Origin of the sequence: Flagellimonas olearia (assembly GCF_009184425.1) — a bacterium.
GTDB classification, from domain to species: domain Bacteria; phylum Bacteroidota; class Bacteroidia; order Flavobacteriales; family Flavobacteriaceae; genus Flagellimonas; species Flagellimonas olearia.
Window position 1 is genome coordinate 1,206,332 of sequence record NZ_WELG01000002.1, and the last position, 20,189, is coordinate 1,226,520.

At 44.9% G+C, this 20,189-nt stretch carries 19 protein-coding genes and 1 tRNA gene; 15 read left to right on the forward strand and 5 right to left on the reverse strand.

The features are described 5' to 3' along the window. Positions 1-18: 18 nt before the first annotated feature. Genes hemW through F8C76_RS14840 form a run of 7 tightly spaced genes read left to right on the forward strand, consistent with a single transcriptional unit; the run spans position 19 to position 5,412 of the window. Positions 19-1,152, forward strand: a complete 1,134-nt coding sequence (gene hemW / locus F8C76_RS14810; protein ID WP_152132449.1) for a radical SAM family heme chaperone HemW — start codon at positions 19-21, stop codon at positions 1,150-1,152. After that, a complete protein-coding gene (locus tag F8C76_RS14815; protein WP_152132450.1) occupies positions 1,149-1,898 on the forward strand; it encodes a cyclase family protein in 750 nt (249 codons plus the stop codon). Before hemW ends, F8C76_RS14815 begins: the two co-directional genes overlap by 4 nt. Then, a complete protein-coding gene (locus F8C76_RS14820) occupies positions 1,898-2,257 on the forward strand; it encodes a DUF4260 domain-containing protein (protein ID WP_152132451.1) in 360 nt (119 codons plus the stop codon). Before F8C76_RS14815 ends, F8C76_RS14820 begins: the two co-directional genes overlap by 1 nt. Then, positions 2,250-2,873 (forward strand): DUF4230 domain-containing protein, encoded by a 624-nt coding sequence (locus F8C76_RS14825; protein ID WP_129655671.1) that lies wholly within the window; start codon positions 2,250-2,252, stop codon positions 2,871-2,873. The genes F8C76_RS14820 and F8C76_RS14825 overlap by 8 nt, the downstream gene beginning before the upstream one ends. A 4-nt stretch (positions 2,874-2,877) precedes the next feature. After that, positions 2,878-3,279: a Dabb family protein gene (locus F8C76_RS14830; RefSeq protein WP_152132452.1), complete on the forward strand. Its 402-nt coding sequence runs from the start codon at positions 2,878-2,880 to the stop codon at positions 3,277-3,279. After that, positions 3,276-3,635 (forward strand): MmcQ/YjbR family DNA-binding protein, encoded by a 360-nt coding sequence (locus F8C76_RS14835; protein ID WP_152132453.1) that lies wholly within the window; start codon positions 3,276-3,278, stop codon positions 3,633-3,635. Before F8C76_RS14830 ends, F8C76_RS14835 begins: the two co-directional genes overlap by 4 nt. A gap of 7 nt (positions 3,636-3,642) precedes the next feature. Next, complete coding sequence (locus tag F8C76_RS14840) at positions 3,643-5,412, forward strand: MutS-related protein (protein ID WP_152132454.1); 1,770 nt, start codon at positions 3,643-3,645, stop codon at positions 5,410-5,412. On the opposite strand, the gene F8C76_RS14845 is transcribed toward F8C76_RS14840, so the two are convergent. Continuing rightward, positions 5,409-6,509 (reverse strand): DUF4407 domain-containing protein, encoded by a 1,101-nt coding sequence (locus tag F8C76_RS14845; RefSeq protein ID WP_152132455.1) that lies wholly within the window; start codon positions 6,507-6,509, stop codon positions 5,409-5,411. The two genes, F8C76_RS14840 and F8C76_RS14845, sit on opposite strands and share 4 nt — an antisense overlap. 196 nt (positions 6,510-6,705) lie before the next feature. Between F8C76_RS14845 and F8C76_RS14850 the strand changes: the two genes are divergently transcribed. Beyond that, positions 6,706-7,908: an NAD(P)/FAD-dependent oxidoreductase gene (locus F8C76_RS14850; protein ID WP_152132456.1), complete on the forward strand. Its 1,203-nt coding sequence runs from the start codon at positions 6,706-6,708 to the stop codon at positions 7,906-7,908. Positions 7,909-8,018: 110 nt separating this feature from the next. Further along, positions 8,019-8,597, forward strand: coding sequence for a PhnA domain-containing protein (locus F8C76_RS14855; protein ID WP_152132457.1), 579 nt, complete (start codon positions 8,019-8,021; stop codon positions 8,595-8,597). On the opposite strand, the gene F8C76_RS14860 is transcribed toward F8C76_RS14855, so the two are convergent. Then, positions 8,594-9,982, reverse strand: coding sequence for a dipeptidase (locus F8C76_RS14860; protein ID WP_152132458.1), 1,389 nt, complete (start codon positions 9,980-9,982; stop codon positions 8,594-8,596). The genes F8C76_RS14855 and F8C76_RS14860 overlap by 4 nt on opposite strands. A 98-nt stretch (positions 9,983-10,080) precedes the next feature. Between F8C76_RS14860 and F8C76_RS14865 the strand changes: the two genes are divergently transcribed. The 5 genes from F8C76_RS14865 to F8C76_RS14885 all read left to right on the forward strand — a co-directional run bounded on the left by F8C76_RS14865 (position 10,081) and on the right by F8C76_RS14885 (position 15,009). Next, positions 10,081-10,162, forward strand: a tRNA-Leu gene (locus F8C76_RS14865). A 115-nt stretch (positions 10,163-10,277) separates the two neighbouring features. Beyond that, complete coding sequence (locus F8C76_RS14870) at positions 10,278-10,694, forward strand: Fur family transcriptional regulator (RefSeq protein WP_129655655.1); 417 nt, start codon at positions 10,278-10,280, stop codon at positions 10,692-10,694. 44 nt (positions 10,695-10,738) lie between these two features. Further along, positions 10,739-12,691 (forward strand): heavy metal translocating P-type ATPase, encoded by a 1,953-nt coding sequence (locus F8C76_RS14875; RefSeq protein WP_152132903.1) that lies wholly within the window; start codon positions 10,739-10,741, stop codon positions 12,689-12,691. Between the two features lie 408 nt (positions 12,692-13,099). Then, positions 13,100-13,492, forward strand: coding sequence for a response regulator (locus F8C76_RS14880; RefSeq protein ID WP_116217131.1), 393 nt, complete (start codon positions 13,100-13,102; stop codon positions 13,490-13,492). A gap of 65 nt (positions 13,493-13,557) precedes the next feature. Next, positions 13,558-15,009, forward strand: coding sequence for a sensor histidine kinase (locus tag F8C76_RS14885; protein ID WP_152132459.1), 1,452 nt, complete (start codon positions 13,558-13,560; stop codon positions 15,007-15,009). A 2-nt stretch (positions 15,010-15,011) separates the two neighbouring features. Here F8C76_RS14885 and F8C76_RS14890 read toward each other — a convergent pair whose 3' ends face one another. From F8C76_RS14890 to F8C76_RS14900, 3 genes are all read right to left on the reverse strand, one after another. Next, positions 15,012-15,962, reverse strand: coding sequence for a threonine ammonia-lyase (locus F8C76_RS14890; RefSeq protein WP_152132460.1), 951 nt, complete (start codon positions 15,960-15,962; stop codon positions 15,012-15,014). 52 nt (positions 15,963-16,014) lie between these two features. Continuing rightward, positions 16,015-16,920, reverse strand: coding sequence for a universal stress protein (locus F8C76_RS14895; protein WP_152132461.1), 906 nt, complete (start codon positions 16,918-16,920; stop codon positions 16,015-16,017). Between the two features lie 80 nt (positions 16,921-17,000). Next, positions 17,001-17,636, reverse strand: coding sequence for a Crp/Fnr family transcriptional regulator (locus F8C76_RS14900; RefSeq protein WP_249042430.1), 636 nt, complete (start codon positions 17,634-17,636; stop codon positions 17,001-17,003). Between the two features lie 180 nt (positions 17,637-17,816). Between F8C76_RS14900 and F8C76_RS14905 the strand changes: the two genes are divergently transcribed. Further along, complete coding sequence (locus F8C76_RS14905; protein ID WP_152132463.1) at positions 17,817-20,189, forward strand: heavy metal translocating P-type ATPase; 2,373 nt, start codon at positions 17,817-17,819, stop codon at positions 20,187-20,189.

Genomic DNA, 20,189 nt, shown 5'->3' on the forward strand with positions numbered 1-20,189 from the left:
ATTGCTAATTGACAATTGATGTCCGGGATATATCTTCACATACCTTTTTGCAAGCAAGCATGCCATTACTGTGATTTCCATTTTTCCACACAATTGAGAAAAAAGCAAGCCATGGTTCAGGCCATTGCCAAGGAACTTGTTTTGCGGAAATCGGAGGCCGATGATGTCGTGGAGACCATCTATTTTGGAGGAGGTACCCCCTCGGTGCTTTCCAATGAAGAGATTGAATTTCTGATCCAAACCGTATATGACCATTACAAAGTAATGGACCGTCCTGAAATCACCTTGGAAGCCAATCCGGATGATCTCTCCAGCCATCAAATCATCCAACTCTCCAATAGTCCCATAAACCGCCTCAGCATCGGCATCCAATCGTTTTTTGATGAAGACCTGAAACTGATGAACCGGGCCCATAACGCTTCCGAAGCTGAAAAATGCATTCAAGAAGCCACCGAATATTTTGACAACATCACCATCGACCTGATTTACGGCATCCCGGGAATGGATAATGACCGGTGGAAGGCCAACATCCAAAAAGCCCTCGATTTTGGATTGCCCCATATTTCCAGCTATGCGTTAACGGTGGAGCCACGGACCGCTCTCCAAAAAATTATTGAGAAAGGCGTAGTACCCGATGTGGACGACGAACAGGCCCAAGAACAGTTTTACATTCTGGTGGATATGTTGGAAGCCCATGGTTTTGTGAACTACGAAATTTCCAATTTTGGGAAATCGGGTTTCTTCTCCAAGAACAATACGGCCTATTGGCTGGGGAAAAGCTACGTGGGGGTAGGTCCATCGGCACATTCGTTTGATGGGAAAAACCGAAGTTGGAACATTCGCAACAACCCTACCTATATTAAAAAAATTACCGAGGGGCTATTGCCTACGGAAATCGAGACGCTTTCCCAAACGGACCGCTACAACGAGTATGTAATGACGGGCCTGCGTACCATTTGGGGTGTTTCTTTGGAGAAAATCGAAAAGGAGTTCGGGGTTACCTACTTGGACTACCTAAACCTACAAGCCCAAAAATATGTAGCTCAAGGATTGTTACAACTCGCAGACGGCAAACTGTTGGCCACTAAAAAAGGAAAGTTTTTGGTGGATGGGATTGCGTCCGATCTTTTTATGGTTAACTTGGAAAAATGATTGCAACCATAAAACACAATTCCAAGAATTACAAGATAGATTTGGCCAGCCCTTTGGATATTTCCATTCCCTTGACCGGGAAGAAAACCAATGTGAACGCATGGTATTTGGGTCCGCCCAAGATCGAGGCCCATCAAGAAGGGGATTTTGTGGGGAGTGTGGCCCAAGGGGCGCCGGTAAACTTTAACGATATCTGGTTCAACCCCCATTCCCATATTACCCATACCGAGTGTCTGGGCCATATCACCGAAGCGTTCCATTCCATCAACGAGAAAATGAAACGGTTTTTCTTTCTGGCCGAAGTGATCACCGTGGCCCCGGAACAGCAGGGAGAAGATTTTGTCATTTCCGAAAAGCAGCTCAAATACGCCTTGGGAAACAAGAAAAGGGAGGCGCTGGTCATTCGCACCCTGCCCAATCTTGGGGATAAACGTTCCAAACAATATTCAGATACCAACCCGCCATATCTTTTGGAAGAAGCGGTGCACTATTTGGTAAAAAAGGGAGTGGACCATTTGTTGGTGGACCTTCCTTCCGTGGACAAGGAACGGGACAACGGGGAGTTGTTGGCGCACAAAGCCTTTTGGAATGTAAATGGGAAACCGAGGAAATCGGCAACCATTACCGAGTTCATCTATGTGCCCAACACGGTATTGGACGGGACCTATTTTTTGGACCTTCAGGTGGCCCCTTTCGAGAATGATGCCAGTCCCAGCAGGCCCATTTTATATAAAATCGAAGACTAGTGGGAACAACCTTAAAATTGGAAGAGGTGATGATGTTCGTTTTGGGCATCTATCTTTTTAGTCATCTGGATTACGCTTGGTGGTGGTTCCTGATTTTGATTTTGGCCCCGGACATTGGTGCACTGGGCTACCTTTTCGGGAACAAGATTGGGGCGTTTACTTACAATTTATTTCATCATAAGGGAGTGGCTATTTTGGTATATCTGGTGGGAAGTTACTTTTCAATACCTTTATGCCAGCTCATCGGGATCATCTTGTTTTCCCACTCGGCCTTGGACAGGGCCTTGGGCTACGGATTAAAATATGAAAAGGGGTTTAAGTTTACCCATTTGGGTGAAATAGGGAAAAAGAATGGGTGATATCATCGATGTACTTCTTGGATTGATACTAGGCGCCATACTCATGTATTGGCTGTTTTCGTTGTTCCGGAAGAAAAGGAGCAAAGAACTCACCAAACAGCAGTCCACGGTGTTGTTGGACAAGATCAGGAGTGTCTGCAAACTGGTTTCGGTGGAAGGGGATTTCGCTGAAATTTACCATTACGAAAACACCAAAGACCGATTCATGAGCCTGTTGCGAAGCAAGAAAAAGGCGTTGATTGTCGTCAAGGCAAAGGCACATATTGGGTACGACCTCACCAAATTGGACCTGAAGGCCGATACGGAGAAGAAGCGAATCATTTTGAATAATTTTCCCGAGCCCGAAGTATTATCCATTGAACCGGACCTGCAGTTTTACGACATCAAGAATGGACTGTTCAACAGTTTTTCACCGGATGATCTTACCATGCTCAATCAAGAGGCCAAGGAGCACATCAAACAGAAAATCCCGGAAAGTGGATTGATGGATACCGCTCGCAAAGAAGCGTTGCAGGCCGTTCTTTTGGTGGAAAAGATCGTGGAGACCATTGGCTGGAGATTGGATTATTCCGCTTTGGAAATCTCCAATAGGGAAAAACATTTTTTAGAAGAATAACACTATGAAAACAAGAATTTTGACCCTGCTTTTGGTTGGGGTATTTGCTGCGAGTTGTGTACAGATCAAAAACGGTGGGGAAAATTTTGACCACGCTTTTGCGCATACCGTTTACTTCTGGTTCAAAAACCCGGACAGTCATGCGGACAGGACCAAGTTTGAAGCTTCGTTGAATACGTTTTTGGAAAATTCAAAGTACGCGAAGACCAATTTCATGGGTACTCCGCCCAAAGCGGTCAGGGATGTGGTGGACGATTCCTTTACCTACTCCCTTATAGTGACTTTTGAGTCTGCCGAGGCCCAGGAAGCCTATCAAGAAGAAGAGGCCCATCTGATTTTTATTGAGGAGTGCAAAGACTTGTGGGAAAAGGTGATCGTGTATGATTCCGAAGGCGTAAAACCATGAACATAGAGGAGTTTCGAAGCCTATGTCTGAACAAGAAAGGGATTACAGAGGAGTTTCCTTTTGATGTCAATACGTTGGTCTTTAAAGTAATGGGCAAAATGTTTGCCTTGGTGTCTTTGGAACGTCTTCCGGCGCAGTGCAACCTTAAATGTAATCCGGAAAGGGCCATGGAACTTCGGGAAGCGTACGACGGAGCCATTGTTCCGGGCTACCACATGAGTAAAAAACATTGGAACACATTATTGTTGGATAGCCTCCCGCCGCAGTTGATCAAAGAGTTGTTGGACCATTCCTATGATTTGGTAGTGGCCAGTCTCACCAAAAAATTGAGGCAAGAATTGGAGGATCTAGATTGATTTTTGAATGAGCAAAGTAAAACAGTTCTATACCCAACAACGGGATAAACATAGTGCCCATCTGCAACAGGTAAAAAAGCGATTGGGCCTTTTAGCCACTATTAGATTGGCCGTTTTTGTAGCCCTCGTGGCAGGTATCTATTTCTTTTGGGGGCACTCCGCCGTATTTGGAATTTTTGTATTTGGTACGGCACTGTTTTTATATCTCGTGGCCCGCTTTGTCAACCTGAAAAAGGAAAAAGCCTATTTGGAACGGCTGGTGGCCATCAACCAAACGGAATTGGAGGTGCTGGACCGTAGGTTTCATCATTTGCCGGATGGAAAGGAATTTTTACAACCCGAGCACCCCTATGCCCAAGATTTGGATTTGTTCGGTAGGGGGTCTTTCTATCAGTATGGCAACCGAACCATTTTGAAACAGGGGAGTGATGTGCTGGCTCAACTGTTATTGGATGATAACCCCAAGGATATTCTCAAAAAACAGGAAGCCATCAAGGAATTGGCAAAGCTTCCTGAATGGAGACAACATTTTTTGGCCTTGGCCGGGGAAACAAAGCCCAAAATATCGCCTAGCGTGGTTTCCAAATGGATGATAGATCACATAAGGTTCACGCCAAAATGGGTTGGAGTAGTAACTCTGGTTTTTGTGTTGCTTTCCATATTGTTGATAACCCTGGCCTTGTTGGGGCATGTGCCCGGAAGTTTGGTATTGGTATGGTATTTTTTGGGTTTGGGAATTGTGGGGCGCTATGCCAAGAGTATCACAATTTTTGCAACGAAGGTTTCGGAGGCACAGGAAACCATCCAACAGTATCAAAGGCTGATTTCCGAACTGGAAGGTCAGCAATTTACTTCGAAACTTTTACAGGAACTTCAAAAAAAGTTGGAGGTAAAAGGGGAGAAGACCTCCAAAATTGTAAAACGCTTCTACCAAGACATGATGATGTTGGAACAGCAGCAAAATTTGCTCATCTCAATGTTTGCACAAGGCCTTGGTTTATGGAGTCTTTACTACACCTATAAAGTTGAATCTTGGATAGAGGAATATGGAAAAGATGTGGAGGGCTGGTTCTCTGCCATTGCACAATTTGATGCATACATCAGTTTGGGAAATTACGCCTTTAACCATCCCGACCATACCTATCCCGATTTGGTGGAAGGTGATATCGTTTTAACCGCTAAAGCTGTGGGCCATCCGCTGGTAGACCCCAAAAAGAATGTACTGAACGATTTTGAAATAGGAAAAGGGCGATTTTGTATCGTTACTGGGGCCAATATGGCAGGGAAGAGTACCTTTTTAAGAGCGGTTGCCTTGCAAATTGTTATGGCCAATTTGGGATTGCCCGTAAAGGGGCAAGAGGTAAAATATGCTCCCGTTCGTTTGTTGACGAGCATGCGTTCTTCGGATTCGTTGGCGGATGAAACCTCCTATTTTTACGCTGAGCTCAAGCGCTTGAAATTCATCGTGGAGGAATTGGAGAAAGGGAATTGCTTTGTGGTCCTCGATGAAATCTTGAAAGGCACCAATAGTGTGGACAAGGCCGAAGGCTCCAAAAAGTTTGTGGAGCGTTTGGTTCGGATTGGGGCCACAGGTTTGGTAGCCACCCACGATTTAAGCCTTTGCACCTTATCCGACCAACTTTCGGCAGTGGAAAACAAATATTTTGATGCCCAGATTGTAAATGGTGAACTCTATTTTGACTACCAATTTAAAGAGGGCATTTGCCAAAATATGAATGCCTCTTTCTTGCTCAAGAATATGGGAATAGTGGATTAAAGTCCTTTTACCTGTACGTTGTGAAACGAGTCGGCCTGTAACCGGAGCAATTCCTCTGCTTTTTCCTTTTTGTAGCGGTACAGTTCCTCTTCGTTTTTAATGTCGGCGTAAATCTGTTGGTTGATTTCCCCATCCGTAGCCAACAACAGTTTGCGTTGTTCCACTTTTTGGGTCACCCATGTGGCCACCACACTTTCCTGTTCCTCAAATTTGTAATCGTACTCACCTCTTGGGGCCAATAATTTGGCAATGATAGGGGCGGTTTCAATGGCTAGGAACAACAGAAAGATGAAAAAGGAGGGGAACCATGGCAATTTACCCAAGGCATTGATGCGGGCCATCAATCCATCAAATCCATCAATAATGGGCTGTGAGTTGGTCACGGCTGTATTGTAATCGGTTTCCAAAGCCGAAATTTGGGTTTCTATATTTTCAATTTTGGAGGCATTGGTCTCCTTTAAGCTGTTCAATTCCGCTAAAGCGGCATCGTGCTTTTCACGCTTCTCTTGGTAGACGGGGCCTTTGCCCAACAGACCGGTTCCTGCGGTGCCCTCGGCTTCGGAAATATAGGTGTCGTAAAGTGCATTGGTTTCAGCTTCCTTCTGGACAATTTCGGATTTAAGGCCTGTTATCTCCTGCTGTAACCCCTCTATTCTTGGAGTGTACTGAAGCGCCAATTGTTCCTTATTATTCAAGGTCATGGTATTCTTTTCCTCAAGAAGTACTTGATTGATTTCTTTCTCGAAAATCTTCATCTCCAAAGGCTTCGAGATGACTACTGCTATGATCAACGCCAAAAGAATTCTTGGGGAGGCTTGAAGCAGTTCACTTTTGACATTGTCCCTCTTTTTTATGGTGGATACAATGTAGCGGTCCAGGTTGAAAATCAACAGTCCCCAAATCAATCCGAAGAAAATTGAAGTGTAGATATTGTCAAAAACGGTATAAAGGGCATACCCACTGGCAATGAATGCCATCACGGCGGTAAAGAATACCGTAGCGCCAATTCCGGCATATTTGTTTCGTTCCCCATTGGAACAAGTAGCCAAAATATCGGTGTCCGCCCCAGAGCAGAAAATAAAAAAGCGTTGTAACATGATTGTGTTCTCTTTGATTGATAGAGTATTAGAACGCGATTTACGATGATTTGTTACATTTTTTGACCAGAAATCTTCGAAATGTCTTGTTCTTCTGCCGAACCAAAAACCTATTGGGAAAGGTGTTGTTGTGTACCCTAAGTTACTGACCAGCAGAAATTAACACGGTACTTTTATAGTCTTAAACCACACCATCATGAAAACCACAGTAGTTATCGGTGGGAATTTCGCAGGAATGACCGCCGCATTGGAAATCAAAAGAAAAGGGAAAAAGGAACACAAGGTAATTGTCATTGATAAATCGCCCTTGTTTCTGTTCATTCCCTCATTGATATGGGTGCCCTTTGGTAGAAGGGAAATCAAGGATATTTCTTTCCGAAAGGATACCATTTTTGAAAAGAAGGGGGTGGACTTTGTCCATGCCGAGGCTTTGAAGGTAGACCCCAATACACAGGTGGTCCATACCACCAAAGGGGATTTTGGTTACGACCATTTGGTGATTGCCACCGGTCCCAAGGTAAAATATGATGTGGCTCCCGGAGTAGAGGAACATGCCCATTACATTGGGACTCCCAACGGGGCCATGAAGACGAGAAAGGCTTTGGAAGAGTTCAAAAACAACCCTGGCCCCATTGTCATTGGGGCTACGCAAAATGCAGGCTGTATGGGGGCTGCATATGAGTTTCTTTTTAATGTGGAAAAATGGTTGAGGGAACAAAAGATCAGAAAGAAGGTGGATCTGCATTGGATTACCCCCGAAACCTTCTTGGGACACTTTGGTATTGATGGAATCACGGGAGGGGAAACCATGCTCAAGTCCTTTATGAAAATGTTCAACATCCATTATCACACCGAGGTGGGGGTAAAAGAGGTGACCAAAGACACCGTAGTATTGAGTTCAGGGGAGGAGCTGCCAAGCCATTTCACCATGCTGATGCCTCCATTTATAGGGGTAGACTTTGTGGTGAATTCCCCAGACCTTATGGCCACTCCTGCTGGATATTTGCCTGTGGGTGACGATTACAGACATGTGAAATACCCCAATGTTTGGTCTGCAGGGATTGCTGTGGACGTAAAACTGCCCTTCAAACCGGGCAAGGTTCCCTTTTCCGGTCCCAAAACGGGGTATCCATCCGATGAGACCGGTAAAATTGTAGCTGAGAACATCATTCGGGTGACCCATGGAAAAGAGAAATTGAAAAGAAAATCTTGGGGTAAAATACCCGGTATCTGTGTTATGGATGCCGGAAAGAAAGAAGTGATCATTATCAGTGACCACTTATTCAAACCTAGGAATTTTGCCATCATGATACCCAACATATTCTATGACTTCAACAAAGTGCTCTTTGAGAAATATTTCCTTTGGAAAACAAGAAATGGGTATTCCCAATTACCCTAAGATCAATCGTTGTTTTGATCAAGTCCATTCATTTGTAATGAGTGGACTTTTTCTTTTGGTGGCTTTTGACCAAAAGCTCTAAGTTTGCAACGGCTAAAAAAACTTACCGTATGGGACTCTTGGAAGAATTACAGGAACGAAGTGGAAACATCTGCGAATTATGTGGTGCAACAGAAGGATTGCGAATCTATGAAGTGCCCCCGGTATCCACGGGTGGGTTGGATGGTAGTGTTTTGGCCTGTGATACCTGTATCACCCAAATAGAAGACCCTGATTCGGTTGATGCAAACCATTGGAGGTGTCTGAACGACAGCATGTGGAGTGAACAGGATGCCGTAAAGGTGGTGGCATGGCGAATGCTGAATCGATTAAAATCAGAAGGGTGGCCCCAAGATCTTTTGGATATGATGTATTTGGAAGATGAGGTTTTGGAGTGGGCCAAGGCTACTGGTGAAGGTAAGGAAGAAGGGGAACAGGTCATCCACAGGGATGTGAACGGGCTTATTCTGGAAAATGGGGATAGCGTAGTACTGGTAAAAGATCTAAAAGTAAAGGGTTCCAGCATGGTCGCCAAACAGGGAACCGCCGTAAGACGGATTTCCCTGGATCGCGATAATGCCGAATATATAGAAGGCAAAGTGGATGGTCAACATATTGTGATCATCACCAAATACGTTAAGAAGCTCTAGGCGTTCATTTCTGTAAAGTACTTGTAAAAGTAGGGAATGGTCTCAATCCCTTTCAGAAAATTCCAAACACCAAAATGTTCGTTGGGGGAGTGTATGGCATCACTGTCCAGTCCAAAGCCCAACAAAATGGTCTTGCTTTCCAATACTTTTTCAAAAAGTGCCACAATGGGAATACTTCCACCAGTACGTTGGGGTACAGGGGTCTTTCCAAAAGTGGTTTCCATCGCCTTGGCGGCGGCTTGATATCCTATACTGTCTATGGGGGTCACATAGGCCTGGCCGCCGTGATGTGGTTTTACCTTTACCTTGACACTTTTTGGAGCGATGGATTCAAAATATTTGGTGAAGAGCTCCGTAATTTCATGCCAATCCTGATCAGGCACCAAACGCATGGATATTTTGGCGTAGGCCTTACTGGCGATCACGGTTTTGGCTCCCTCACCGGTATAGCCACCCCAAATACCATTGACATCCAAGGTAGGGCGAATGCCAAAACGTTCTGTGGTGGTATAGCCTTTTTCGCCATGTACATCGCCAATATCCAATGCTTTTTTATATTCTTCAAGGTCAAAAGGGGCTTTGGCCATCTCGGCCCGCTCCTCATCGGAAATGACTTCAACCTTATCATAGAAACCCGGAATGGTTATGTGGTTGTTCTCATCGTGCAAGGTGGCGATCATTTTGGCCAGCACATTAATGGGGTTGGGCGCTGCGCCTCCGTAAATCCCGGAATGAAGGTCACGGTTGGCTCCGGTCACTTCCACTTCCACATAACTGAGTCCCCGAAGTCCCGTAGTGATGGATGGGACATCGTTGGCTATCATTCCGGTGTCGGAAATAAGAATAATGTCGTTCTTTAACTTTTCACGGTTTTCCTTTAGGAAATCACCCAAACTATCACTGCCTACTTCTTCTTCACCTTCGATCATAAACTTGACATTGCAGGGCAATTGGTTGTTTTTGATCATGAACTCCACAGCTTTCACATGCATAAAAAACTGTCCTTTGTCATCACAGGCACCTCGGGCAAAAATGGCGCCGTCCGGGTGCAGTTTGGTAGGTTTGATCACGGGTTCAAATGGCGGGGAGTCCCACAGGTCCATGGGGTCTGGAGGTTGCACATCGTAGTGCCCATACACCAAGACCGTTGGTAGGTTTGGGTCTATGATTTTTTCACCATAAACAACAGGATAGCCTTTGGTCTCGCAGATTTCGGTGTTTTCGCAACCCGCAGCTATAAGTGATGACTCAACGGCTTTTGTGGTCGCCAGCACATCCTCGGCATAGGCCGGGTCGGCACTAATGGAGGGAAGCCGTAGCAGGTCGTTGAGTTCGTTGATGAATCGGTCTTTGTGGGTATTGATGTAGGTATTGATTTGTTCCATAGTTTATTTAAAAAGTGCCCTAAAAGTACAAAAAACAAGTTTTTGCATGTAGTCCATTTGCAAATCGGAAAATTGAGCTATATTTGCACTCCAATTTCGCGGGTGTGGTGGAATTGGTAGACACGCTAGACTTAGGATCTAGTGCCGCAAGGCGTGGGGGTTCGACTCCCTTCACCCGCACAGAAAACTTAGACCTATTCGATGGAAACATTGTTTAGGTCTTTTTTATTCGTGGAATTTCTGAACAAATCTTAAGACACCACTCTTTGAAAATGGTTAAATTTGGTTGTCTACCATGAAGGAAATAGAAAGCATACTGGAAAACAAACTTGTACGGCCCACGGCCATGCGAATGCTGGTCTATCAATACTTTATGGGGCAAGATGCGGCAGTTTCATTGACCCATGTGGAGAATGCCTTTGAAAAGGCGGACCGCACCACCTTATATCGCACCTTGAAGGTTTTTGAAGAAAAGGGTGTCGTGCACCAGATAGATGATGGTACGGGTACCAAAAAATACGCACTTTGTGAACCTGGATGCAATTGTGAATTGGAGCAGGATCTTCACCTGCACTTTCATTGCGACCGTTGTAATGAGACCGTTTGCCTAACGGAACATAAGATACCGCATATCAATCTTCCCGAAGGCTTTGTGGCCGAGGATGCCAATGTGGTGCTCAAAGGCTTGTGCGATAAATGCAGCGAACAATAAATGCACTTCCGTTGCATGGCTATTTTGGGGAACTTGCACCCCATATGGTACAAAAGAAAAAAATACAGCTACGGGATTTAGGTCACCACGACCATGATCATGATCACGACCACTGTTGTTCGGGGGAGACCTCAGATTTTAGGACCTATCTGCCCGCCCTTTTCAGTTTTGTAATGCTCCTTTTGGGCATAACTGCGGATTATTTTGAAAACCTCCCATTTTTCAGAGGATGGATAAGGGTAATTTGGTATTTGGCTGCCTATATACCCGTAGGGTTTCCGGTAGTAAAACAAGGATGGAACAGTATCAAAAGAGGAAACTTCTTCACGGAGTTTTTCTTGATGTCCATAGCCACACTTGGGGCATTTGCCATTGGAGAATATCCAGAAGGTGTCGCCGTCATGGTGTTCTATGCTGTTGGGGAATTGTTCCAAGAGTCGGCGGTAAAGCGGGCCAAGGGAAATATAAAGGCCTTGTTGGATGTCCGCCCCAATGAAGCTTTGGTGTTTCGCGACGGTAATTTTGTTGCGGTAAATCCGGAAACGGTAAAGATTGGGGAACGTATTCAGGTGCGTGTTGGGGAGAAAGTTCCCTTGGATGGGGTCTTGCTCTCCCCCAAGGCATCTTTGAATACCGCGGCCATAACCGGTGAGAGCAAACCCCAGACGCTTCAAAAGGATGAGGTTGTATATGCCGGTAGCATTAATTTGGATGGTGTAATGGAAGTTCAGGTAACCAAAGTGTTCAAGGATAGTTCCATAGCCCGGATTTTGGAAATGGTGCAACATGCCACGGCCCGAAAATCAAAAACAGAACTTTTCATCAGAAAGTTTGCTCGGATCTACACCCCCATTGTGGTTTTTCTTGCCATTGGACTCACTTTTTTACCCTATTTGTTTGTTGAGGACTATGTATTTGGGGATTGGCTGTATCGCGCTTTGATATTTCTGGTGGTATCCTGTCCCTGTGCGTTGGTCATATCCATCCCTTTGGGATATTTCGGCGGATTGGGAGCCGCTTCCCGGAACGGTATTCTCTTTAAAGGGGCTTCTTTTTTGGATGCGGTGGCCAAAGTAAATACCGTGGTGATGGATAAAACCGGAACCGTGACCAAAGGTGTGTTCAAAATAAAAGAGGTGGTGAGCCATGCTCCAATGGAGAAAAATGATTTTATGAAATACCTCATGGCCATTGAGGGGCAGTCCACCCATCCCATTGCCAAAGCCATCATGGAGTATAAGGTTGAAGGTGAAATGTATACTGCCTCCGAGGTTGTCGAAATAGCGGGAAAGGGCTTGAAGGGGCTTGTAAATGGAAAATCCGTATGGGTGGGGAACAGGGCTTTGATGGTTGCCAACCAAGTTAAAATGCCCCAGGTAATGGAAGCAACGGAAGAGTCCGTTGTTTTGGTGGCCATTCAAGGGAATTTTGCCGGATATGTCACCATTGCCGATGAGCTTAAGGAGGATGCCGATGAGGCCATTCAACAACTGCGGAAGGCAGGTGTCTCAAAGATTGGTATGCTTTCCGGGGATAAGGATTCCATCACCCAAAAACTGTCCAAGCAACTCCAGTTGGACTGGGCCATAGGAGGACTGCTTCCCGAAGACAAACTCAAAGAGGTTGAACGGATAAGGAAGAACCCTGATACCAAGGTGATTTTCGTAGGTGATGGTATCAACGATGCTCCCGTGCTCGCTGCAAGTGATGTGGGTATGGCCATGGGAGGTCTGGGCAGTGACGTGGCCATTGAAACTGCTGATGTGGTCATCCAGACCGATCAACCCAGTAAAATAGCCAAGGCCATTAGAATTGGACGCTCCACTCGAAAAATTGTTTGGCAGAACATTGCATTGGCATTTGGCGTGAAGGCGTTGGTCCTCATTTTGGGTGCGGGTGGACTCGCCACCATGTGGGAAGCCGTTTTTGCCGATGTGGGCGTGGCTTTATTGGCCATTCTAAATGCAATTAGACTGCAACGTATGGAATGGAATTGATGTTCTTCAGGTCATTGATTCCCTTCGGATGAAACAGATGAAAAGTTCCATTAAAAAATAAAGGAGAAGGTCTTTTTGGATATTGATGTTGCAAAAATTTGAAGAAAAAATTCTTACAGGAATTACGTTTGGTGTCATGGCATATCCATATGGTTTTGTATCTTTAGGTTGATACGATTTTTACCTTAGTTATTGGATGTGAGGTGATAAAGGGTTTAAAAAGAAAAAGGAAAGGGGACGTTTTCTTATGAAAATTGATATTTGTCAATTTCGTATCATTGTTTTTCTTACATCATATCGACAATAATTCCCTTCAAAAAATGTTCTCATAGTCGTGAGCTATCGTTTTTTTACGATATTTAACATGAATTACCAAAAAACCAAACTAACTGTTATTACTACCAAATCATGTACAAGGAAATTTATTTGGTCGATGATGAAGACCTAGTGAACACCGTGAATACAATCCATTTTAGAAAACTGGGATTGGAAGATAGGATCAAAAGTTTTACCAATCCAGAATTGGCTCTCGATGATCTTCGGTACAGGGAAAACCCAAATATCAAAACATTGATTCTCCTCGATATTAATATGCCAGAAATGAGCGGCTTTGAGTTTTTGGAATTTATGGACCTGGAAAGCTTTCCAGATACCAATGAGGTGCTCTTGGTTACCTCTTCCGAATCCGATGCCGATCGTGAAGAAGCCGATAAGTATAAAAAGTACGTAAAGGAATTTATTACCAAGCCCTTGCGCATTGAGCATTTGGAGGAATATCTACAGGGTTCGTTCAATGCCTGAACGGTACGTTAAAGTATGACCCCGGAATGCCAATGACACAGTTCCCTCTGTGAAAATACGCAGCATTGAAAGAAAAGCAGGTTAGGATCAATAATGACAAAGAGGCCTTGAAAGCAAAGAATGATGCTATTTGGGCCATGGATAAGGATTTCCTATTGACGGCCTATAACAAAGCGTTCAAGGAAAGATTCAAAAAGGAATTTCAGGAGGATCCGCAAGTAGGTCTCAACCTAAGGTCCTATTACAAAAAGAGCATTTTTTTCAGGACCTGCGAGCAAGGCAGCGAGAGGGCTTTGGACAGATATGCCACCTCGTCCAGACAATCTGTAGGGGTAAATGAAGATGCGGAGGTCATTGAATTTTTCTTTCAACCTTATATGGATACATCTGGAGAGGTCACAGGATGTTGTATATGGCAAAAATGCCTGTCCCATGAGGTCGAGAACATTCTCAGGCTAAAGGAAAGCGAGAGAAAATACAAAGAGACCCAGGCCATTGGTAATGTAGGGCATTGGAGTTGGGACATGACCAAGGATGAGATTACCTGGTCCGATCAAATATTTAGAATATATGGTCAAGTGCCCGGAAAGTTCGAAGCTACTTATGGCGCATTGATGGAATTGATCCATCCGGAAGATCGTGAGGCTTTCAATGAGGATGTTCAACGATGTATCACTGAAAAGTTGCCGCATGACTCTACCAATAGAATCATTGTGGGCGATGGGGAAATCAGGTATGTGCAGCACAAGGGACGTGCCTTTTATGATACTAATGGCAATCCTACTGGAATGGCAGGGATTACCCGTGATGTGACCAAAGACATGTTGGCCAGCCAGCAAATAGTGCAGCAGAACCATGAACTGCAAAATTTTATAAGGATCATTTCCCATAATCTCCGCGGGCCCATATCCAACCTATTGATGCTGTCCAAAATCTACGATTGGGGCAAGGATGAAATGAACGATGATATTGTCCGTAAAATAGAGCAGACCACCGAGGCTTTGGATCAGACCATAAAAGATCTTAGTCTTTCACTTTCCTTGAAAAATGCCGAAAAGGAACAGTTCAGAGAGATTGCATTGACGGATGTCATGAAAGACGTGGATGCGCTTTTGGCGGAAGAGGTAACCGATTCCAATGCAATCATACGCACGGATTTTTCCAAAGCGGAAACCATTTTGGGGCTAAAAGCATATTTGGCCAATATTGTATACAACCTAATTTTGAATGCCATCCACTATGGTAAGGAAGAAGTTTCTCCGATAATCGAAATCAGAACCCAAGCAACAGATGACGGTATAACTTTGGAGGTATCCGATAATGGTATTGGTATGGAACTCACACCGGAACGGGAAAAAAAGATTTTTGACCTTTATGGCAGGTTGAGCGGCACCACTGAAGGGAAGGGTTTGGGATTGTATTTGGTAAAAACCCAAGTAGAGGCCATGGAGGGGAAAATTGAAGTACGGAGTGAGAAGGATGTGGGAACCACATTTGCCATCCACTTTAAAAAATAGGCCTAGGAATCCAAACTGGAAAAAGGCAGACGGTTTACATCCACATTGCCGCCAGAAATAATGATTCCGATTTTTTTACCTTCTAATAGTTCTTTTTCCTTAAGTGTGGCGGCAAAGGCCACGGCACTTGAGGGCTCACAGACAATTTTAAGCCGTTCCCAAAGTATCTGCATGGCGGCAATAATTTCATCTTCGGTTACCCTTGTGATGTGGTCCACATAACGTTGGATGATAGGAAAATTTCGATCTCCCAGATGTGTCCTCAATCCATCCGCTACGGTATTGGCGGTAATATTGGTTTCAATAACCCCACTTTTAAGTGAACGATAGGCATCATCGGCTGCAAGGGGTTCCCCACCAATTACCTTACAGGAATTCCCAAAATAATGTGCGGCCAAAGCCGTTCCGGCAATAAGTCCGCCGCCGCCAACAGGGGCAAATACACAGTCCAGACCCGAATGTTCTTCCAAGAGTTCCATACAGGCAGTTCCCTGTCCCAAGATTACAGCATCGTCATTGGAGGGGTGAATAAAGGTTGCTCCTTGTTCTTCTTCTATTTTTTTGGCTTCCTTTTCCCGGGCCTCCAACGTGGATTCACACTCAATTACGATGCCGCCATACCCTTTAACGGCATTTTTCTTGACCTGGGGAGCGTTCTTTGGTATCACAATAAAGGCTTTGACCCCTAAACTTTGTGCTGCCAAGGACAGAGCTTGGGCAAAATTACCCGAAGAATGCGTCACCACACCCTTTTGCTGCAGCGCTTTGGGGAGTTGCATAATGGCATTGGCGGCTCCACGCATCTTAAAGGCTCCCATCCGTTGGAAATTTTCACACTTGAAGAAAACGGATGCCCCTACCATTTGGTCAATAAGTCGGGAGGTGAGCACAGGCGTATTATGGATAAAAGGTTTTATCCGTTCATGGCACTCTTGAAGTTGCTTTTGGTCCATACGATTGCTTTAGCGGGGAACCGAATGGTAAATATAGGCAGGAGAAGGCAATTTAGGAAGAGGGTACCGAGTGCTCTTTGGCTTTGGTCCTTTGGGAACTACCTTCCATGCCCAATTCAGGGATGACCAACAAGGGGATTTGGGTATGGAAAGCCGTCCTTTTTACAATAGGTTCCCGGGTCATTTTTTCCATATAGCTGTGTTGGTAGTTGAGCATGGCCAACAAATGGATGTCCAGCTCTTTGGAGAAGATTTCCAAGGTCTGCGAAACCGAGTTGAGTTCGGATACCGTGTGTACATAATGTTCCACATCTTTTAGGTAACGGCGGAGCATGTTCAAGTTGAATTGCTGTAACTCGGACAAAGCCTTGATGCCGTATTGCACATGCACGATCCGTATAGTGGCTTGGAACATTTTTGCCATATCTACCAAAGGTGCCAGTTCCGAGGTAGTATAAAACCGATTGAAATCCGTGGCAAATGCAATCTCAGTGGGCGCCACAAACCCAAAATTTCTGGGAATGGCCAATATGGGACATTTTTTAACGCTCTTGATAATGCGTACCGTATTACTTCCCATAAACACTTCATCTACCCCAGAAGCTCCCTTAGTGCCTGTAATCACCAAATTGATACTGAACGCATCTACGATCTCTTTTATCTCTTCAGTTAAAAGATTGAAGGAGGAAATGGTCTCGAACTGATGATTGGGATTGTTGAATTTCTTTTGGATGCGCTCTACGGTTTTTTTCAGCCCTCTTTCAGAGGAATCCCTCAAGGCATCCTCAATTCGTACCCCATCCACCATTTTGGCCATAAAGCGACTGCTGGGAATCACGGGGGTGTAGGTGTTCAAAAAATAAAAAGTGCACGGTCTGTTGCGGAACAGCTGCATGGCATACACTATGGCGTTCCATGCGTTTTCTGAAAAATCCGTAGGTATGAGAATCTTTTGCATCTGGGCAGCGATTAATGTGAGGTAAAATTATATACGCGGCCTCGGTGATACTATGATAATTGTCAGGTTTTAAGAGGAGCTTAAAATCCTTCGACCATATCCTGGAGTTTTTTTTCGTCCTTGATACCGATTTTCTTTCCAGACGTATGGATGAGTCCTTTTTTCTTGAATTCGGAAATAATACGGATAGCGGATTCGGTGGCCGTTCCCACCACGTTGGAAATATCCTCACGGGAAAGGGTCAGGGCCAAGAACCCATCTTTGTCCTCACCAAAATTGTTCTTCAAGTAGAGGATGGCTTCTGCAATCCGTTGCTTTACCGTTTTTTGGGAGATGTTCACAATCACATCATCAGCCTCTTTAAGATCATGGGCCATGTGTCGGAGCACTTCCAAGGTGAAGTTTGGATTTTTTTGAAGCGTATGGGTAATGGTTTCTTTGGGAATAAAACAAACCTCCATGTCACTGACCGCAATGGCCGAAAGGTTGGTGTTTTCCTGGGCAATGACCGATCGTTGTCCAATGACTTCACCTTTTGAGGCCAACTTTACAATCTGATCCTTGCCATTGGCACTGAGTTTAGAAAGTTTGGAAACCCCATTGCGAACACAATAGACCCCGTTGAGTTTATCGCCCTCCTCAAAGAGGGATTCGCCTTTTTTCAGGATTTTGGTGGTTTTGGAATCGGAAACTTGTTTCAATTCTTCCTTGCTCATCGCGCGCAACGAATTGAATTGTCGTATAATACAATTTTCACATCTACTTTCCATAACCCAATTACTGTTTATTTACCTGACATCTCAAATTTAGGGCTTATAATTATACCAACTACTGATAAATGTCATATTTTTAAGAGGAAGAGTATTACAAATTTGCACTAGGTAAAGCAAATGTAAATGGCAAACACAACCTGTTATCATTGTGGGGATGAATGCGGAAAAAATGGGGTGCAGTTTGACGAAAAGGAGTTTTGTTGTAACGGTTGTAAGACCGTCTATGAAATATTTTCGTCCAATGGCCTGTCCACATTCTATGAGATAGAAGCCAAGGCTGGGACTACACCCAACGAGTTGCGCGGTAAATACAATTTTCTGGATAATCAGGAGATTGTGGACAAGTTGGTGGAATTCAATGAAGAGGGAGTTCAAGTGGTCAGTTTGATGATTCCTTCCATTCACTGTAGTTCCTGCATATGGGTGCTGGAAAACTTGAACCGGTTGCATCCCGCGATTACAGTATCGCAGGTCGACTTTCCCAAGAAAACCATCCGGGTCACCTACAAAACTGGGGATTTCTCATTAAAGGCCTTAGTGATGCTCCTCGGTAGTATTGGGTACGAGCCCAATATATCCTTGGAGACTCTGGAGGGTAAAAAGAATACGGTAGACAGGTCGCTCATCTACAAATTGGGGGTTGCCGGATTTGCCTTCGGCAACGTAATGCTACTTTCCTTTCCCGAATACTTTGAAGTGGAGGAGTTTTGGTTGGATCAATACAAAGGGGTGTTCCGTTGGTTGATGTTCGCCTTCTCCCTGCCCGTGGTATTTTATGCGGCGCAGGATTATTTTGTTTCGGCCTATAAAGGTCTTCGCTCCAAACTGCTGAACATTGATGTGCCCATTGCCTTGGGAATCTTGGTGCTTTTTCTTCGAAGTACCATGGATGTGGCCTTGGATTTGGGTTCTGGCTTCTTTGATAGTCTTACGGGCCTGGTGTTCTTCTTGCTGCTTGGGAAATTCTTTCAGCAAAAGACCTATGCCTACCTATCTTTTGAACGCGATTACAAATCCTACTTTCCCATTGCCGTGACCCGATTGGGTGTCGATGGAAAGGAAGAGGACATCCAGATATATAAAATAAAGAAGGGCGACCGGATTCTGATCCGCAGTCAGGAAATCATTCCTGTGGATTGTATCTTGATCAAAGGAACCGCCGAAGTGGACTATAGTTTTGTAACGGGGGAATCCCAAGCGGTTTTCAAGGAATCCGGGGAAAAACTTTTCGCTGGGGGCAAACAGCTATCCGGAGTTTTGGAAGTGGAGGTGCTCAAGTCCGTATCGCAAAGCTACCTGACCCAGTTGTGGGGAAACTCGGTTTTCTCAAAGGACAAGGCCAGTCAGTTCCAGACCCTCACGGACCGTATTGGCAAGCGTTTTACCATTGCCGTGCTCACCATCGCATTTTTGGCAACGGCATTTTGGTTGTACCATGATGCCAGCATGGCACTCAATGTGTTTACGGCGGTGTTGATCATAGCCTGTCCCTGTGCCATTGCGTTGGCCGCTCCCTTTACGTTGGGGAATATGCTTCGCATTTTTGGAAAACACAGATTCTACTTGAAGAACACCAATGTTATTGAGCGATTGGCCCAAATAGACATGGCCATTTTTGACAAGACGGGGACGTTGACCACCACGAAACGCGAAACGATCTTGTATGAAGGGGTGGAATTGACAACGGAAGAGACTGCCCTGTTGAAGACCACACTTAGGGCTTCGAACCATCCGTTGAGCCGTTCTTTGTACGATATTCTCAAGTCCAATGCCATAATGACCTTGGATGAATTCCAGGAGCATACCGGGAAGGGTATTGAAGGAAGGGCCAATCAGCATTCCATAAAAGTGGGGTCGGCGACCTATGTGGGAAAGGAAGCCTCTGCAGAATTGGCGAATACGGCGGTCTATGTGAGTTCGGATGAGGATGTGAAAGGTCGATTTGTGTTCAAGAACACCTATCGGGATGGCGTAAAGGAAATCTTTGCGGAGTTGACCCCTCAATGGGAAGTGGGAATCCTTTCTGGGGACAATGACGGTGAACGGGAACAATTGGAAAAGATACTGCCACCGCAAGCGCAAATGCTGTTCAATCAGAAGCCTGAGGATAAACTGGAATACATTGGTAAAATGCAGAAATCCCATCAGGTACTCATGGTTGGGGACGGATTGAATGATGCTGGGGCATTGGCCCAGAGCAATGTTGGGGTGGCCGTATCGGAGAATGTAAACGTGTTTTCTCCGGCCTGTGATGGCATTATGGATGCCTCAAGCTTGGCTAAGCTGCCCATTTTTATGCAACTGTCCAAAAAATCCATACAGGTCATCAAATTGAGTTTTATGCTCTCTTTGTGCTACAATATTGTAGGACTGTACTTTGCCGTAACGGGGCAATTACAGCCTGTGATAGCTGCCATTTTGATGCCTTTGAGTTCCATCAGTATAGTGGCTTTTACAACTGTTTGCACCAATATTTTGGGCAAAAGATTAAAATAA

Coding starts and splice junctions, on each gene's coding strand:
- F8C76_RS14835 (WP_152132453.1), top strand. CDS start 3,276: ATGAACATAGAGGAGTTTCGAAGCCTATGTCTGAACAAGAAAGGGATT.
- F8C76_RS14825 (WP_129655671.1), top strand. CDS start 2,250: ATGGGTGATATCATCGATGTACTTCTTGGATTGATACTAGGCGCCATA.
- F8C76_RS14830 (WP_152132452.1), top strand. CDS start 2,878: ATGAAAACAAGAATTTTGACCCTGCTTTTGGTTGGGGTATTTGCTGCG.
- F8C76_RS14890 (WP_152132460.1), bottom strand. CDS start 15,962: ATGGACCAAAAGCAACTTCAAGAGTGCCATGAACGGATAAAACCTTTT.
- F8C76_RS14815 (WP_152132450.1), top strand. CDS start 1,149: ATGATTGCAACCATAAAACACAATTCCAAGAATTACAAGATAGATTTG.
- F8C76_RS14860 (WP_152132458.1), bottom strand. CDS start 9,982: ATGGAACAAATCAATACCTACATCAATACCCACAAAGACCGATTCATC.
- F8C76_RS14895 (WP_152132461.1), bottom strand. CDS start 16,920: ATGCAAAAGATTCTCATACCTACGGATTTTTCAGAAAACGCATGGAAC.
- hemW (WP_152132449.1), top strand. CDS start 19: ATGTCCGGGATATATCTTCACATACCTTTTTGCAAGCAAGCATGCCAT.
- F8C76_RS14880 (WP_116217131.1), top strand. CDS start 13,100: ATGTACAAGGAAATTTATTTGGTCGATGATGAAGACCTAGTGAACACC.
- F8C76_RS14875 (WP_152132903.1), top strand. CDS start 10,739: ATGGTACAAAAGAAAAAAATACAGCTACGGGATTTAGGTCACCACGAC.
- F8C76_RS14855 (WP_152132457.1), top strand. CDS start 8,019: ATGGGACTCTTGGAAGAATTACAGGAACGAAGTGGAAACATCTGCGAA.
- F8C76_RS14870 (WP_129655655.1), top strand. CDS start 10,278: ATGAAGGAAATAGAAAGCATACTGGAAAACAAACTTGTACGGCCCACG.
- F8C76_RS14850 (WP_152132456.1), top strand. CDS start 6,706: ATGAAAACCACAGTAGTTATCGGTGGGAATTTCGCAGGAATGACCGCC.
- F8C76_RS14905 (WP_152132463.1), top strand. CDS start 17,817: ATGGCAAACACAACCTGTTATCATTGTGGGGATGAATGCGGAAAAAAT.
- F8C76_RS14900 (WP_249042430.1), bottom strand. CDS start 17,636: ATGAGCAAGGAAGAATTGAAACAAGTTTCCGATTCCAAAACCACCAAA.
- F8C76_RS14840 (WP_152132454.1), top strand. CDS start 3,643: ATGAGCAAAGTAAAACAGTTCTATACCCAACAACGGGATAAACATAGT.
- F8C76_RS14845 (WP_152132455.1), bottom strand. CDS start 6,509: ATGTTACAACGCTTTTTTATTTTCTGCTCTGGGGCGGACACCGATATT.